Annotated in this window: 13 protein-coding genes; 1 reads left to right on the forward strand and 12 read right to left on the reverse strand. The window is 66.7% G+C overall.

Annotation, left to right across the window (positions count from 1 at the left end; translation table 11 throughout):
- The 12 genes from BMY29_RS07025 to BMY29_RS07080 all read right to left on the reverse strand — a co-directional run bounded on the left by BMY29_RS07025 (position 1) and on the right by BMY29_RS07080 (position 14,568).
- The gene (locus tag BMY29_RS07025) at positions 1-1,686 is read right to left on the reverse strand and encodes a VC_2705 family sodium/solute symporter (protein WP_049988727.1); all 1,686 of its coding nucleotides are present in this window, start codon (positions 1,684-1,686) and stop codon (positions 1-3) included.
- Complete coding sequence (locus BMY29_RS07030) at positions 1,686-2,132, reverse strand: DUF4212 domain-containing protein (RefSeq protein WP_173424857.1); 447 nt, start codon at positions 2,130-2,132, stop codon at positions 1,686-1,688. The genes BMY29_RS07025 and BMY29_RS07030 overlap by 1 nt, the downstream gene beginning before the upstream one ends.
- A gap of 58 nt (positions 2,133-2,190) precedes the next feature.
- Positions 2,191-4,170, reverse strand: a complete 1,980-nt coding sequence (gene acs / locus BMY29_RS07035; RefSeq protein ID WP_049988491.1) for an acetate--CoA ligase — start codon at positions 4,168-4,170, stop codon at positions 2,191-2,193.
- Positions 4,171-4,465: 295 nt separating this feature from the next.
- Entirely contained in the window at positions 4,466-6,751 is a 2,286-nt protein-coding gene (locus tag BMY29_RS07040) for a bacterio-opsin activator domain-containing protein (protein WP_049988492.1), read from the reverse strand.
- Between the two features lie 125 nt (positions 6,752-6,876).
- A complete protein-coding gene (gene acs, locus BMY29_RS07045; protein ID WP_049988493.1) occupies positions 6,877-8,877 on the reverse strand; it encodes an acetate--CoA ligase in 2,001 nt (666 codons plus the stop codon).
- 62 nt (positions 8,878-8,939) lie between these two features.
- Positions 8,940-9,440 (reverse strand): universal stress protein, encoded by a 501-nt coding sequence (locus BMY29_RS07050; protein WP_049988494.1) that lies wholly within the window; start codon positions 9,438-9,440, stop codon positions 8,940-8,942.
- Positions 9,441-9,492: 52 nt separating this feature from the next.
- On the reverse strand, positions 9,493-9,984 hold the full coding sequence (locus tag BMY29_RS07055) for a universal stress protein (protein ID WP_049988495.1): 492 nt from the start codon (positions 9,982-9,984) through the stop codon (positions 9,493-9,495).
- A gap of 70 nt (positions 9,985-10,054) precedes the next feature.
- Complete coding sequence (locus BMY29_RS07060) at positions 10,055-10,795, reverse strand: TOBE domain-containing protein (protein ID WP_074854689.1); 741 nt, start codon at positions 10,793-10,795, stop codon at positions 10,055-10,057.
- Between the two features lie 71 nt (positions 10,796-10,866).
- On the reverse strand, positions 10,867-11,670 hold the full coding sequence (locus BMY29_RS07065; RefSeq protein WP_049988497.1) for an ATP-binding cassette domain-containing protein: 804 nt from the start codon (positions 11,668-11,670) through the stop codon (positions 10,867-10,869).
- Positions 11,671-11,733: 63 nt separating this feature from the next.
- Positions 11,734-12,405, reverse strand: a complete 672-nt coding sequence (locus BMY29_RS07070; protein ID WP_049988498.1) for an ABC transporter permease — start codon at positions 12,403-12,405, stop codon at positions 11,734-11,736.
- A 34-nt stretch (positions 12,406-12,439) separates the two neighbouring features.
- Entirely contained in the window at positions 12,440-13,363 is a 924-nt protein-coding gene (locus tag BMY29_RS07075) for an ABC transporter substrate-binding protein (RefSeq protein WP_049988499.1), read from the reverse strand.
- Positions 13,364-13,662: 299 nt separating this feature from the next.
- Positions 13,663-14,568 carry a helix-turn-helix transcriptional regulator gene (locus BMY29_RS07080; RefSeq protein ID WP_049988500.1) on the reverse strand — a complete coding sequence of 302 codons (906 nt, stop codon included), beginning with the start codon at positions 14,566-14,568 and terminating at the stop codon, positions 13,663-13,665.
- A 150-nt stretch (positions 14,569-14,718) separates the two neighbouring features.
- On the opposite strand from BMY29_RS07080, the gene BMY29_RS07085 reads away from it, so the two are divergent.
- Positions 14,719-15,801 carry a class I SAM-dependent methyltransferase gene (locus BMY29_RS07085; protein ID WP_049988501.1) on the forward strand — a complete coding sequence of 361 codons (1,083 nt, stop codon included), beginning with the start codon at positions 14,719-14,721 and terminating at the stop codon, positions 15,799-15,801.
- The last annotated feature ends 28 nt before the right edge of the window (positions 15,802-15,829 follow it).

Raw genomic sequence — 15,829 nt, forward strand, 5'->3', positions numbered from 1 at the left:
TCAGTCGTCCGCGGGGGTCTCGCCCCCGTCGGTCACGACGTCCTCCGCGGTCTGTTGCTGCCCCATCGGTTCGGGGCTGTGACACTGCCGAACGACCCGCTTCGTCTCCACCGGCGGCTCGTCGGTCGCGACCGAGACGACGATCGTGACGGCGAACACGATCGGGACGGCGACCAGTGCCGATCCGATGGCCGGCACCCACTGCGCCAGCGCGGGCGAAAGGGTCCCCTCGATGGAACTCACGTACGTCGGGAGCACCTCGTTGATCATCGGGATCGTCCAGATCGTCAGGCCGGTGAGCATGCCGGCGAGCGCGCCTTCGCGGTTCGTGTTCTCCCACCAGAGCCCGAGGAAGAACATCGGGAACAGCACCGCACCGGCGAGCGAGAACGCGTAGGACACCAGCGCGGCGATCGGTGCGGCCGGGTCGAGCGCGGCCAGCGTCGTCAGCACGCCGAGCGCGACGATACTTAGCCGGCCGACGAGCACCTGCTGTCGCTGGGTCGCGGCCGGATTGATGAGGTTCGTGTAGATGTCGTGGGAAATCGCCGAGGAGCCGGCGATGAACAGGCCGGCGGTCGTCGCGATCGCGGCGGCGATCCCGCCCGCGGCGACCAGGCCGACGAACCACTGCGGTAGGTTCGCGAGCTGGGCCGCCAGCACGACCAGCACGTCGGCGGTCGCCTCGGACATCCCGGGGTCGCCGTACGTCGCGCCGATGTTCGTATCGTAGAGGCGCGTCCCGAACGCCGTGTACGCCGGCGCGCCGAGGTAGAGCAGGCAGATGAAGAACAGGCCCCACACGGTCGACCAGCGAGCGGTCCGCTCGTTCTCGACCGTGTAGAACCGCACCAGCACGTGGGGAAGCCCGCAGGTCCCGACGACCAGCGAGAAACACGTCGCGATCCACAGGTACGGCCCGGCGGTCGCGAAGGGCTCGGTGAACTCGTTGCCGAGTTCGCTGAGGAGCGTCCCGTACTCGAGTTGCGGGAGCAGGGTCGAGTACCCCTGCGTGAAGCCGACGACGTACATCCCGGCCAGGAACGCGACGATGAGGATGATGTACTGCACGGCCATGTTCTTCGTCGCGCCCAGCATTCCCGAAAGCGTCAGGTAGCCGACCGTGATGGCCATCATGACCATGACCATCGCCTGGTAGCCGCTCAGTCCCGGGATGCCGAGGTTACCGAAGATGTACAGCCCGACGAGGCCCATCCCTCGGGCCTGGCCGATCGCGTAGACGAATCCGATCAGGAACGTCGTGATTGCCGCGATCGCGCGAGCGGCGTCGGAGTTGAAGCGGTCGCCGACGAAGTCCGGGGCGGTGTACTTCCCGAACCGGCGCATCTGCGCGGCCATGAAGATGAGCAGGATGAAGTACCCCGTCGTCCAGCCGACGACGAAGGCCAGGCCGTAAAACCCCGACAGCGCGATCAGCGCCGCCATCCCGAGATAGGACGCGGCCGACATCCAGTTGGCGCCGATCGCCATCCCGTTCTCGATGTTCCCGATCGACCGGCCGGCGACCCACATGTCCTCGGTGTCGGCCACGCGGAACACGTATCCGATCGCGAGGAACACGGTGAGCATCGCTAACACGAGGATGGCCGGGACGACCTTGAACGACACGTCGAGCCCCCGTGGCAGGAGCTCGGACTGGAGAACGATCCCCGACTCCGGCAGCATCATTCTGAGACACCTCCGTCAGCCGCCGTGGCGTCCTCGCCGCCCCCGGCCGATCCCGCGCCGGCCGTGTGATCGATGCCGTACTTCGCGTCCAGCTGGTCGCGTTTGCGAGCGTACCACGCCGAGAGGACCAGTGCGCCGCCCGGCGCCACGATGGCGACCAGGAAGTAGTGGAGCGGGAATCCGATGACCGGAATCTGGGTGGTCATCACGCCCGGTGCCGCAGCCGTCAAGAGCACGGGACCGAACACGATGATCGCCCAGGAGATGAACCCGGTCCAGACCACACGGAGGTGGTCGCGCATGAACGGCGTACTCGGATTGAGGAGGTTTACCTCCGCGTTGAGGTAGTCGGTGTTTCGGTGGGCCTGGCCGGGTTGTCCGGCCATCCCCCCGTCCGTTTCGGCTCGTCTGTCGGACGAATCGTGACTGGTATTATCTGGCATATTCTTTCGAAGTATGATTGCTGCTATCGTTTGCTCTCGAAAATCGAATGGCGGTCGGCTAGTCGCTCGACACCTGGTCGGCGATCTCGTCGACGATCTCGGGGTTACGTAGCGTCGAGGTGTTCCCGAGCTCGTTGCCGCTCGCGATGTCCTCGAGCAGGCGGCGCATAATCTTGCCCGACCGGGTCTTCGGCAGTTCGGGCGTGAAGATGATCTCCTCGGGCCGAGCGATCGGACCGATGGAGTCGAGGATCGCCTCTTCGGACTTCTCAATCAGTTCTTCTTCCTGATCCTCGTAGCCGTCCTCGGGGATGGCGTAGACGTAGACGGCCTCGCCCTTGACGTCGTGGTCGCCGCCGACGACGGCGGCCTCGGCAACTCCCTCGACACCGACGACGGCCGACTCGATCTCCATGGTGCCCAGCCGGTGGCCGGAGACGTTGATCACGTCGTCGACCCGGCCGAGGATGGTGATGTAGTCGTCGTCGTCGATCTTCGCGCCGTCCTCGGGGAAGTAGACCCACTCGTCCACGTCGGCGTCGGAGTACTCCTCCCAGTACTCCTCGATGAACCGCTCGTCGTTGTCGTACAGCGTACGGAGCATCCCCGGCCACGGGTTGTTGACCGTGACGTAGCCCGCCTGGCCGGCGTCGACCTCCTCGCCCTGGGCGTCGACGACCCGGGCGTCGATGCCCGGCAGCGGCGGCCCGGCGGAGCCGGGTTTCATGGTGTTGATCCCGGGCAGCGTCGTGATCATCATACCGCCGGTCTCGGTTTGCCACCAGGTGTCGACGATGGGGCACTCCTCGCCGCCGATGTGCTTGTAGTACCACTTCCACGCGCGCGGGTTGATCGGTTCCCCGACCGTCCCGAGCAGGCGCAGCGAGGAGAGGTCGTGCTGTTCGGGGTACTGGGAGCCCCACTTCATGAACGCGCGGATCGCCGTCGGCGCGGTGTAGAAGATGTCGACCTCGTTCTGCTCGACGATCTCCCACATCCGGTCCTTGTCGGGGTAGTCCGGCGTCCCCTCGTACATGACCGTCGTCGTCCCGAGCGCCATCGGCCCGTAGACGATGTAGGAGTGGCCGGTGATCCAGCCGATGTCGGCCGAACACCAGTAGGTGTCGTCGGCTTCGATGTCGAGGACGGTGTGGCTCGTCCAGGCGGTGTACGCGAGGTAGCCGCCGGTGGTGTGCTTGACGCCCTTCGGCTTGCCGGTGGTCCCCGAGGTGTACATCAGGAACAGCATGTCCTCGGCGTCCCGCGAGACCGGTTCGACGGAGGCGCCTTCGTGCTCGGCCACCAGTTCGTCGTAGTCGTGTTGGTTGTCCGCGAGGTCGTGTTCGAGGTCGTCGCCCAGACGGTCGACGACCACGACGTCGGAGACCTCGTGCTCGACGCCTTCGAGGCCCTCGTTGGTCTTCGAAATGTGATCGAGCGCGTCGCCGCGGCGGTAGTACCCGTCGGCGGTGACGAGATACTCGCTGTCGGCCGAGTTCATCCGGGTCGCCAGAGCGTCGGCCGAGAAGCCGGCGAAGACGACGCTGTGGGGCGCGCCGATGCGGGCGCAGGCGAGCATCGCGATCGGCAGCTCCGGAACCATCGGCATGTAGAGGGTGACGATGTCGTCCTCCTCGACGCCGAGGTCCCGGAGCGTCGCGGCGAAGGCCTCGACTTCGTCCAAGAGTTCCTCGTAGGTGTAGCTGCGCGTCTCGCCGAGTTCGCCCTCCCACTCGATGGCCGTGTTATCCGCGCGGCCCTCCGCTACATGGCGGTCGAGACAGTTATACGATGCGTTGAGCTTCCCGCCGGTGAACCACTCGTAGAACGGGGCGTCACCGTCCTCTAAGACGGCGTCGTACTCCTCGTCCCACGAGAGGAGATCGGCCGCACGCTCCCAACATTCCGGCCAATTCTCCTCGAATTCCTCGTAGATCCCCGGATCGGTGACGTTCGCCTGGTCGACGAACGACTCGGGAGGCTCGAACTCCGCTTGCTCCTCGAGTCGCGCCTCGAGACTGGCGTCCTCCTGTGACATGGTACAGACACTCAATCGACTACCGTCATAGTAAAGGCGGCCTCTAGTTGTGCAAAATCGACCCGATTCTTCCCGTGACACCTAGCATATATTGATGATATTAATGCATGATAACTGTTCGTCGCGGGTCGAACGCGGGAGAATCGAGCGGTGGGACGACCGACTGGCCGCGGATCACGGGTCTTGCGCTCTCGATCACCGTCGGAACGCACGGCGGCTCTAGAGACCTAGTGTCGAGCGCAGCGGTCGGACCGCAAGTCTAGGATACGTAACCGCTCGCGCCGACTCACCGCGATCACCCCTCCGGTTCGTCGAAGAACGTCCGGAGCAGCTCCTGTTGGCCCTTCCGCAAGTGGTTGTGCAACGTCGGCGAGGAGACTCCCATCGCGTCGGCGACCTCCTCGGCCGTGCTCTCCCGAGGCCAGTCGTAGTAGCCGCCGAAATAGGCCGCCCGGAGCGCGGCCTCCTGACGGTCCGTCAGCCGATCCTCGATCCCCTCCCGGAACTCGCGGGCGGTCTGGACGGTCCGCTCGGCCTCGCGCTTTCCAACCAGTTCCGACTCGGGGAACGCCGATCGAAGTCCGTCGAGGACCGTCCGTAGGTCGGCGTCGGCCGCGCACTCGCCGGTGATCGTCGCCGAGCCGCCCTCGAAGACCGCCTCGTGGACGGTGACGCCGTACTCGGTCAGCGTGACGATCGGACAGGAGGCCTCGATGACGAACTCGACGCGCCACCCCTCCTCGCCGGTCTCGACCAGGCGACAGTCGTCGATCCCGTCGTCGGCCTCGGCTAGCTCGAAGACGTCGGCCGGCGAGGCCCCCTCGAGCCGGACGTAGTAGAGCTGAGTCGACTCCCCGATCGGGACCAGCGAGTCGAGTTCGAACCGGCAGTCCAGCCGCCGCGAGGCGTCGACGAAGAACGACCGGGCGTCCCGACAGGCGACCTCGAGTTCGATCACGCGGTCGGACAGCAGGAGGTTCCGCCGGCGGATGGCGGCGATGGCGTAGCCGACCTGGCGGCCGAGCGTGGCGAGCCAGGCGCGCTCATCGTCGCCGAAGGCGTCCGGGCGCTCGGTCGCGACGGAGAGCATCCCGTAGACGGTGTCGCCGTAGGCCAGGGGGACTCGTGCGACGGCGCCCTCGAACGCGTCGCCGTCGAGTGTCGCCGTGACGTCGTCCGCGACGACCGTCTCGCCCCGCGAGCCGGAATCGGGTCCGGGTTCGGTACTGGGACCGGAGCCGGCGTCGGTATCGGTTCCCGAATCGGAGAACTCGAGGTCGGGTTCCGGCTCGTCCGTGCCCGCTGTCCCGTCCCCGCCGTCCGCGCGCCACTCGTCGGGATCCAGCCGGTCGACCGCGTCAGGGTCGATCCCGCTGGACGCGCGCCACTCCCGGCGGCGATCCGAGAACGTCTCCCGGTCGATCCAGGCGGCGTCGTAGGCGCGGCCGTCGGTGAGAGCGGTACAGGTCGCCGTCTCGGCCTCCTCGTGGTCGGTCGACTCGAGCAGCGCGTCGGTCACCGCTCGGTGGCGGCGTGCGACCGCGTACAGCCGGTCGAATTCGTCCCGCTGCTCGCGGGCGGCCTCGAGCTTCTCGTGGGTGGCCGTGACGTCGCGGACGAAGATGGCAAATCCGCGATGACGGCCCTGATCGTCCCGTAACGGGGAGACGACCTCGGTCGCGCGGAACTGCGAGCCGTCCTTGTGGACGCGCCAGCCGTCGGTTTCGTGACCCGACTCCTCAAGAGCCGTCGAGAGTGTCCGTTCGGGGACGCCGTCCTCGACCGCCTCGTCTGGATAGAACGTCGAGACGTGCGTGCCGGCGATCTCGCCCGCTCGGTAGCCAAACATCGCGGCCGCGCTGCGGTTCCAGCGCTCGACGTAGCCGTCCGCGTCGAGTCGGAGCAGCGCGTACCGCTCGCTCGCAGCCAACAGCAGGCGAATGACGCTGTCGTCGCCGACCACCGGACCGGACTTCGCCCCCGACCGCGTGCGGCCGGGACCCGAGGCCCGTTCGACGGCGTCGAAAGCGTCGACGATCTCGGCGTCGGTCGGCTCCGGCAGGTACGACTCGAGGGCCTCGAAGCTCCGCCAGCCGCCGGCGGTCTTGACGACGCGGGGGTTGACGTCGTGGTCGATCAGGGCCGTCTGGGCGAAATACCGCCGGAGGTCGCTCGTGGAGACGTCGGTCAGGCCGGGCTCGTCGAACAGTTCGCTCGCTCGGTCGGCGACGTCCGAGACCAGCATCTGGAGGCGCCGCGGCGTGACCGAGAAGATCCGGTCTTCGGGCGAGAGATCGTTGCTGCGGGCGTACCGCCGGAGTTCGCGCTCGACGCGGGTCGGCAGGTAGGTGGTTCGATCCCGCCGGCCGTCGTCGCCGGGGACCCGCACCAGGTATCGCGGCGGGTCGATTCGAACCTGCTCGACGTCGGCGATCGTGAGCCGCGTCAGCTCCGCCGGTCTGAGTCCCACGTCGCCACAGAGCCGGATCACCAGCGCCTCGCGGTAGGTCTCCGCGGCGTCGAGCAACGTTTCGTACTCCCGCCGCGTGAGTACCACCCCCGAACTCCCCTGGAGACTCATGGTTCGCCCATTCCGGCGACGCGAACATAATTGTACCGCCCATCGGCATCGATTTCGACGGCTACGCGATTCTGCCGAGAAGAATTCCGCCCGATTCGTTTCTCGATATTAGAATTCCCGAAACGCTATCGGTTCCGCTCGCTCGCTTCGCCCTCGTCGCCGATCTCGGCCTGGATCTCGCCGACGATCTCCGGGTTGCGGAGCGCGCTCGTGTCGCCGAGTTCCTCGCCGTTGGCGACGTCCTCGAGTAGCCGGCGCATGATCTTGCCCGATCTGGTCTTCGGCAGCTCCGGGGTGAAGATCACCTCCGCGGGCCTGGCGATCGGCCCGATCGCGGACTCGATGCTGGCGACGATCGCTCGCCGGACGGTCGCGTCCGATTCGCGGTTGCGCTCGGTGCTGACGTACGCGTAAATCTCGGTGTCGCCGGTCCCGTTCGTGCGGCCGACGACCGCGGCCTCGGCGACGCCGTCGACGTCGGCGATCGCGCTTTCGATCTCCATGGTGCCCAGCCGGTGGCCGGAGACGTTGATCACGTCGTCGACCCGGCCGAGGACCGTGATGTAGCCGTCCTCGTCGATTCGGGCCGTGTCGCCGCTGAAGTACCGCCACTCGTCGGCCTCGGGATCCGAAAATCGCCGCCAGTACTCCGAGACGAACCGCTCGTCGCCGTCGTACAGCGTCCTGGCCATCCCCGGCCACGGCCGGCCGATCGTGAGATAGCCGGCCTGGCCAGACTCGACCTCGTCGCCGGCCTGGTCGACGATCTGTGCGTCGATTCCCGGCAGCGCCGGGCCGGCCGACCCCGGTTTCATCTCGTCGACGCCCGGCAGCGTCGAGATCGTCACCGCGCCGGTCTCGGTCTGCCACCAGGTGTCGACGATCGGGCAGTCGCCGCCGCCGACGTGTTCGCGATACCAGTTCCAGGGACGGGGGCTGATCGGCTCGCCAACGGTGCCGAGCAGGCGCAGGCTCGAGAGGTCGTGTTGGGCCGGGTACTCGTGGCCCCACTTCATGAACGCCCGAATCGCCGTCGGTGCGGTGTAGAAGATGTCGACGGCGTTGCGGTCGACGATCTCCCAGAGCCGGTCCCGGTCGGGATAGTCGGGGGTGCCCTCGTACATGACCGTCGTCGTTCCGAGCGCGAGTGGGCCATAGACGATGTAGGAGTGGCCGGTGATCCAGCCGATGTCGGCCGCACACCAGTAGGTGTCCGCGGGCTTGACGTCCAGTACGGCGTGGCTCGTCCAGGCGACGTGAGCGAGGTAGCCGCCCGTCGAGTGGACGACGCCCTTCGGCTCGCCGGTCGTGCCCGAGGTGTACATGAGAAATAGCATGTCCTCGGGGTCCCGGGAGACCGGCTCGACGGTTTCCCCGGCGAACTCGTCGCGAAGGTCGTGGTAGTCCCACTCGTCGTCGCCGAGGACGTGGGGCAGGTCCTCGCCCAGGCGATCGACGACGACCGTCCGGACGGCCTGCTCGAGGCCGATGCGGGCGTTGTCGGCCTTACTCTTCTGGTTGAAAGCGTCGCCGCGCCGGTAGTAGCCGTCGCAGGTGACCAGGTACTCGCTGTCGGCGGCGTCCATCCGCGTGGCGAGCGCGTCCGCGGAGAGCCCGGCGAAGACGACGCTGTGTGGCGCGCCGATGCGAGCGCAGGCCAGCATCGCGATCGGCAACTCGGGGATCATCGGGAGATAGATCGTCACGACGTCGTCCTCCTCGACGCCGAGATCGCGCAGGGCCGCCGCGAACTCGTTGACCTCGACGTACAGGTCCCGGTAGGTGTAAGTCCGGCGCTCGCCCTGTTTGCCCTCCCAGCGGATCGCGGCGTGGTTCTTCCGCCCCGACTCGAGGTGCCGGTCCAAGCAGTTGGCGGCGGCGTTCAGCTTCCCGTCCGGGAACCACCGGTAGAAGGGCGCGTTCGCGTCGTCGAGGACGGTCTCGTAGGACTCGTCCCACGCGAGGAGGTCGGCCGCCCGCTCCCAGCACTCGGGCCAGTGCTCTTCGAAGGTCTCGTGGATCGCCGGCTCCGCGACGTTCGCCTGGTCGACGAACGACTCGGGAGGGCTGTCGGTGGTGCCGGTCGATGCCGACGCGTCGCGGCCCCACCCGTTCCGATCGACCATATGTCCGAAACGTGGTCGGTCAGGGGAATAAACGTTCCTCCGAAAGGCGGTCAGCGGGCGACTCAGAGGCCGTCCTGGGTCGAGTCGATGTCGGCGATCTCCTCGGGATCGATCTCGTGATCGGGCGCGCGAACGACGTAGACGTCGTAGCGGTGGTCGCTCGCGACCGGGCTGCCGACGCTCGATTGGGGCGCGATGACGGAGCCGGCGTTCTCCGACCCGATGAAGACGACCGACGCCTCGATCTCGGCGGCGACGCGCCGGATTTCGCGGACGACGTTCGTCGTCGACGTCGCGGTCGGTTCGTCGGAGCTGACTCGTTCGGTCCGAAACGTGGCCTCCGGCGCGACTTCTTGGGCGCGGGTCTGCATTCCCGCGGCGATCGCCTCCGTGTTGAACGGCTCACCGTGTGTGATCCAGCCGCGCTCGCGCGCGTACTCGGCGTCGTCGGGAACCACCGTCAGGACGACGACTTCTTCGTCCAGCAGGTCGCCGAACGCCGACGCGCGCTCGAGCGCCTGCATTGCCAACTCCGAGCCGTCGAACGGAACGAGCAGTGTCATAGCGCTACGTCACACGACAACCGTGGTAAATGTTCTCCCTCCCAGACCCGGGTTACTGGCCGCTGCTGGCGTCGCCCGACGACCGGCCCGCCGTCTCCTCGGCGGACTCGCCTGTCCCGCCGACGACCAACACCGGTCGATCCGCGGCCCTGACGACTCGCTCGACGGTGCTGCCAAGCAGCGCCCCCTTGAACGACGAACGGCCGCGAGCGCCGACGACGATCGCACCGGCGTCGCACTCTGCTGCGTAGTCGATGATCTCCTCGTGGGGAACGCCCGATCGGACCGTCGTCTCGACGGAAACGGCCGGATCCGTTGCCGCCGCTGTCGCCTCCAACTCCTCGAGCCAGGCCGTCGCGCGCTCCCGTCGGTGGCGCTCGGCCTCTTCGGGATCGACGATTCCGGAGTCGTAGGCGGTCCGCTCGTCGACGACGGCGATTCCGTACAGTTGCGCGTCGAATCGGCCCGCGAGCGCAGTCGCGTGCTCGACCGCAGTCGTCGCGGCCTCGCTCCCGTCGGTCGCGACCAGAATCGAGTCGTACATGCGACCCGGTACGACCCGCCGCGAGAAAGCGTTGTTCGTGGTTCGCACCGGGCGGTTCGGCCCGGGCCGATTACCCGCCGTTTGATTCCGTCACGACACCGCGGGCCGCCGTCGCCTTCACCGACGCGACGATCGATCGGCCCGGATCGAGGTCGAGCGCCTCGACGCTGCGGCGGGTGACGAGTGCCATGAGTTCGGTGGTCTCGTCCTCGCCATCGTCTCCGTCCTCGCCGCCCTCACGGTTCGCGGCCTCGAGTGCGACTCCGACGCGGACGACGGCGTCACCGGCCTCGAGCCACGAGACGGTCCCCGGAAAGCGGTTCCGGACGCTCGTCGCCTCGGCGCGGGGCGTGTCGCTTGGCGCGTGCAGGCTGACCGCGTCGGAGCGGATCGTTACCGAAGCGGCCTCCGCGTCGTCCGGGACGACCGCCAGAATCTTGCCCGCCTCGGTCGCGACGGTCCCGAGTTCGCCGTCGCGATCGACCACCGGCCCGGAGAACACCGTCTCGTCGACGCGGGCGACCCCCTCGTAGGCGGCGACCAGGCGATCGAACCGCGCCAGCAGGTCCCTGGCGGCGTCGGTCAGGGAACTGCCGCCGCCGTCGGCCCCGCCGCGGGTGCGCTCGACCAGCGGGCCGATCGCCTCCTCCAGGGCGACTACCCGCTGCTGGAGGCGGGAATAGGAACGGTCGAGGGCCTCGGCCGCGCCCGACAGCGAGCCCTGCTCCTCGATCGCGCGAAGCATCTCGACGTCGCTGCGGTCGACGGCGACGTCCTCGATCTGTAGGAACGGGTCGAAATCCTTCTCGATGGTCATGACTTCGATCGGCCAGGCGTCCGGTTTCGACGCGACCGGAGACCTTACTGACTCCTGGTTCGCGGTCAGGCGGGAAGTTCGTTTTCATCGTACAGGAGATCGCCGCGGACGAACCGCGCGGTCCGCTCGTCGCGCGAGTTCTCGAAGATCCGCTCGGGCGGGCCGACCTCGACCAGTTCCCCCTCGAGCATGAAGGCCACGCGGTCCGAGATCCGCTCGGCCTGGTGCATGTCGTGGGTCGCGAGCAAGACACCGTGGTCGCGCTCGCGCACCCGGTCGATCGCACGCTCGAGGATGGCCATGTTCCGCGGGTCGAGATCGGAGGTGGGTTCGTCAAGCACGAGCAGGTCCGGCTCCGCGGCGAGCGCGCGGGCGAACGACACTCGTTGGGCCTCGCCGCCCGACAGTGAGCCGGCGTCGCGGTCCCACGCGTCCCGGAGGCCGACGAGTTCGAGCGCCTCGAGCGTCCGCTCGTCGACCGACCGCGAGTTCCGGAGCCAGCGGGCCGCGAGGCGGTCGACGAAGTCCCGGACCCGCCGGGACCACGGCCGGCGAACCCGCCGGCCGATGTCGACGTTGCGCGCGACCGGCGCGTCGAACAGGCTCGCCTGCTGGAAGACCATGCCGATCCGCCGCCGGAGGGCGAGGCGCTCGTCTCTCGACAGCGCCCACGGGTCCGTCCTGTCGCAGCGGACGGTCCCCTCGGTCGGGCGCTCGAACAGGGCGGCCAGGCGCAACAGCGTCGTCTTGCCGGCGCCGGAGGGGCCGATCACCGTCACGACGTCGCCGGCGTCGACCGTCAGCGAGACGTCGTCCAAGATTTGGGTCTCGTCGACGCCGTACGAGACGCTTGCAAGTTCGAGGTTCACGGTTCGATCACCGCCATCGAATCACCGTCACCGTTGCGGAAGTCGTTGCGTTCACGGACATCGTTAGCGCCCCCCGAGTCGCAGCACGATCCCGTTGACGAGCAAGACGAGGACGAGCAACACGGCGCCCAACACGAGCGCGATCTCGAACTCGCCCTTTCGCACCTCGAACTGGATCGCCGTCGTGATCGTACGGGTCTTCGAGGTGCCGTCGGCGTAGGCGATGTTGCCGCCGACGATTAGGACGGAACCGACCTCGCTGATCGCCCGGCCGAAGCCGGCGAGGATGCCGGTGATAACGCCGTAACGCGCCTCCTTGAGGGTGATCAGTGCCACGTCCGCTCGGGTGCCGCCGACGCCGTAGGCCGCGTCCCGAACGGTGTCGTCGACGCTCTCGACGGCCGACAGCGCGACGCCGGTGATCACCGGCGCGGCGAGGATACACTGCGAGACGATCATCGCCTCGGGCGTGTAGATGAGGTTCAGCGTCCCCAGCGGTCCCTGATTCGAGAGGACGTACCAGACCAGCAGCCCGACGACGACGCTGGGAAAGCCCATCCCGGTGTTGATCGCGGCCGTGACCAGGCGCTTGCCGCGGAAGTCCGCGAACCCGACGGCGAAGGCGACCGGCAGGCTCAGGACGGTGCTCAGCAGGACGGCGATCAGGCTGACCGTCAGCGAGATCCGGACGATGCTCCGGAGATAGACCGGATCGGAAATCGTTTCGAATACCATCTATAGGTGACGTGTCGCGAGCGATCGCGGGTGGTTACTCGTCCGACGATTCCGACTGCCACCCCTCCGGAACGTACTGCTGGAACTGCGGATCCTCCGACAGCGCTTCGGGGTAGAACAACTGCTCGCCTTCCGAGGTATACCCTTCGATGAGTTCCTGCCCTTCGGGACTCGTGAAGAAGCCGATGTAGGCCATCGCGAGCTGATAGTTGACGTTCGAGTGGACCTCCGGATTAACCGCCATGATCCCGTAGGGGTTGGCGAGCAGCTCCGGTCCGCCCTCGATCGGCCCCTGTAGGTGGATCTCGAGGTCGACGTTGTCCCGCATCGAGAGGAATGTCCCCCGATCGGCGAGCGTATACGCCCCTGCCTCGCTGGCGTGGTTCAACGTGTCGCCCATTCCCTGACCGAGCTCCTGGTACCACTCGTCACCGGGTTCGGCGCCGGCCTCTGCCCAGATCGCCTCCTCCTTCGAGTGCGTCCCGGAGTCGTCGCCCCGGGAGACGAACGTCGCTTCCGCGTTCGCGACGGTGTCGAAGGCGGCGGTCGCCTGGTCGGCGTCGCTTACGCCAGCCGGGTCGTCGCTCGGACCGACGACGACGAAGTCGTTGAACATCAGGCCCCGCCGGTTGACGCCGTAGCCGTCTCGCATGAACTCGTCTTCCTGCGATCGGGCGTGGACCAGAATGACGTCGGCGTTCCCGTTGCGCGCGGACTCGATCGCCTGGCCCGTCCCCTGTGCGTTGGGCGCGACAGGCGTGCCGAAGCGCTCCTGAAAGGCCGCGTTGATTTCGTCGAGCAGCCCCGTATCGTACGTGCTCGTCGTCGTCGCGAGCGCGAGTTCCTCGCCGACGACCGAGGCTTCACCGTCGTTTTCCCCCCGACCGAGACAGCCTGCAACCGCGGTGGCGACTCCGGCCGCACCCGCCCGAAGTACCGTTCGACGTCGATATTCCATATACGGAATAACGTTGGAATAGACTCTCATAAACGTACCGCTCTGGATAGCCTCGTTCGGTTACGAGCCGTGCTTCACGTCCCGTTCTGGGAGGAATAGTAACCGAGAGCAGTTACGGAGCCGTCGACCGGCTCGGCCGAGAAACAGCGTCGCTAACCGGACTGGGAACCGGCGGCCACGACGGTTTGGACGTACGCACGCTCGACGCGATACGCCACCCGAATTACGAAGGATGCACTCGCAGCCAAGGGAACCCTCTTTTCCGGTTCACGATGGGTGGTAGCGGCAGTCCGCAGCGCTCACTGATCCACCCGGCCGTCGAGTGGGGTCGAATCCGCCTTGACTGATGCGTAGACCCGGTCGGCCCACTCACGGGCGAGGGACGAGTCCGTGTCGACGAACGCCTGCATCAGCCCCGTCTCATCGTCGTATCCACCGATCCCGACGCGGTCATCGAAGATCGCGAGTCCGTAGGGTAATTTTTCGCGGGTTCGAAGGGTTAACTGCCCGCGATCGATCGCCTCGTTCGTCCGGTTCGGGTACGTGTCCACTAGTTTCTCGACGACCTGCGGCGTGTAAACGATCTCGCTCTCGGTGGCGTCGAATAGCTGTTGGTAGAATTCGCCGATGCTCAACGGGGCCATGTGCGTCGTATTGAACCCACGGAACGTCTCCGACTCGTTCACGAGGGAGATGAACCGCTCGACTGGCCGATACGGATCAGACGGTTCCGCGACGGTCACGGTCGCATCGACCATCGGTTCGATGGCGAACTCCGCGTGATGCGGGCAGATCGCGTCCAACAGCGGCCCCATCCGGTGGGCGGTGCTCACGTTCGCCTCGAATCGAAGTACCTCGTCAGTGACCGCCTCGCCACGTCCCGTCAACTGGAACCGGCCATCGACCTTCTCGACGAATCCCTGTTCGCCGAGCCACTTCATCAGTCGGTGACTCGTCGCCCGCGAGACGTCGAGTTGCGCTTCGATCTCTCGACGGTCTCGTGGCTCCTCGCGGAGCGCTTCGAGGACCGGGCCGTGGCGCACGATGTCGCTAAGCCGGTCCGGATCGATTCGGTTACCGGCCGCGTCGAGACGCGTACCGAGATATTGCTGGTTCCGTGCGTTCTGCAGGACGGCCTCTAGGATCGGCGACGCAGGTGGCTTGAACACGTGGTCTGCCGATCGATCGTCTTCGGGGGATCCCATGTCATTTACTAGCTCAGCGTAGGCTGGCATGGGTAGTAATTCTATCCCGCACGCGACGCGAAATCCCTCTCACGTCCTGAAACGGCGTCCACGCCGTCGAACGTCGTCTCCGTAAATGAGGCTAATACGTCTGCCGTCAACGGTCCAAGTATGACGCCGCCGACTCTCGCCGACGAACCGATCGACGAAGAAAAATTAGACGAACTCGTCGGGATGGCCGTCAACGAACTCGGAGCGGCCTATTACGCGCCCCTGATCGTCATCGGCGACAGGCTCGGTCTCTACGAGGCGTTGGCCGACGGCGGCCCGCTCCTTCCCGTCGAGTTGGCCGAGCGGACCGACACCGTGGAACCGTACGTCACCGAGTGGCTCGCCGCGGGAGCGGCTGGCGGATACGTCACCTACGATCCCGAAACGGGGCGCTACAGCCTCACGGCCGAGCAGGCGGCGTTGCTGGCCGACGAAGACAGCCCCGCGTTCCTCGCCGGCGGGTACCAGGGTTTGCTGGGCTATCAGCAGAGCCTCTCGGAGATCGAAGCCGATTTCCGAACCGGTGAGGGCGTGGGTTGGCACGAGCAGGACGAGGACGTGTGTCACGGCACCGAGCGTTTCTACCGGCCAGGCTACGAGACTCATCTCGTCACCGAGTGGATCCCCGCGCTCGATGGAATGGACGCGAGGCTCAGGGCGGGTGCGCGTGTGGCTGATGTTGGTTGTGGTCACGGTGCATCGACGATCATCATGGCCGAAGCCTACCCCGATTCGGAGTTCGTCGCCATCGATTACCACGATCACTCGATCGAGGCGGCCCGTAAGCGAGCCGAAGAAGCCGGTGTCGCAGACCGGATCAGTTTCGAGGTAACGACCGCGAAGGAGTACGACGGAGCCGACTACGACCTCGTGATGATGTTCGACGCGTACCACGACATGGGCGATCCGGTCGGCGTGGCGTCACACGTCCGGGAGACGCTCGCCGACGACGGGGCGTGGCTGTTGGTCGAGCCGTTCGCCAACGATCGGGTCGAGGACAACCTGAATCCGGTGGGCAGGGCGTTCTACTGCGCCTCGACGATGGCCTGTGTTCCGAACTCGCTCGACCAAGGCGGTGATCCCGTACTGGGAGCACAGGTTGGCGAAGCGCGTCTCCGTGAGGTGATCACCGAGGGCGGGTTCACTCGGTTCCGTCGAGCGACTGAGACGCCGTTCAACCTCGTACTCGAAGCCAGGCCCTGACGGAATCTGAGTGAATCCCGGCTATAAT

The organism is Natrinema salifodinae, assembly GCF_900110455.1.
GTDB classification, from domain to species: domain Archaea; phylum Halobacteriota; class Halobacteria; order Halobacteriales; family Natrialbaceae; genus Natrinema; species Natrinema salifodinae.

Coding starts and splice junctions, on each gene's coding strand:
- BMY29_RS07080 (WP_049988500.1), bottom strand. CDS start 14,568: ATGGGATCCCCCGAAGACGATCGATCGGCAGACCACGTGTTCAAGCCA.
- BMY29_RS07085 (WP_049988501.1), top strand. CDS start 14,719: ATGACGCCGCCGACTCTCGCCGACGAACCGATCGACGAAGAAAAATTA.
- acs (WP_049988491.1), bottom strand. CDS start 4,170: ATGTCACAGGAGGACGCCAGTCTCGAGGCGCGACTCGAGGAGCAAGCG.
- BMY29_RS07055 (WP_049988495.1), bottom strand. CDS start 9,984: ATGTACGACTCGATTCTGGTCGCGACCGACGGGAGCGAGGCCGCGACG.
- acs (WP_049988493.1), bottom strand. CDS start 8,877: ATGGTCGATCGGAACGGGTGGGGCCGCGACGCGTCGGCATCGACCGGC.
- BMY29_RS07070 (WP_049988498.1), bottom strand. CDS start 12,405: ATGGTATTCGAAACGATTTCCGATCCGGTCTATCTCCGGAGCATCGTC.
- BMY29_RS07025 (WP_049988727.1), bottom strand. CDS start 1,686: ATGCTGCCGGAGTCGGGGATCGTTCTCCAGTCCGAGCTCCTGCCACGG.
- BMY29_RS07075 (WP_049988499.1), bottom strand. CDS start 13,363: ATGGAATATCGACGTCGAACGGTACTTCGGGCGGGTGCGGCCGGAGTC.
- BMY29_RS07050 (WP_049988494.1), bottom strand. CDS start 9,440: ATGACACTGCTCGTTCCGTTCGACGGCTCGGAGTTGGCAATGCAGGCG.
- BMY29_RS07030 (WP_173424857.1), bottom strand. CDS start 2,132: ATGCCAGATAATACCAGTCACGATTCGTCCGACAGACGAGCCGAAACG.
- BMY29_RS07040 (WP_049988492.1), bottom strand. CDS start 6,751: ATGAGTCTCCAGGGGAGTTCGGGGGTGGTACTCACGCGGCGGGAGTAC.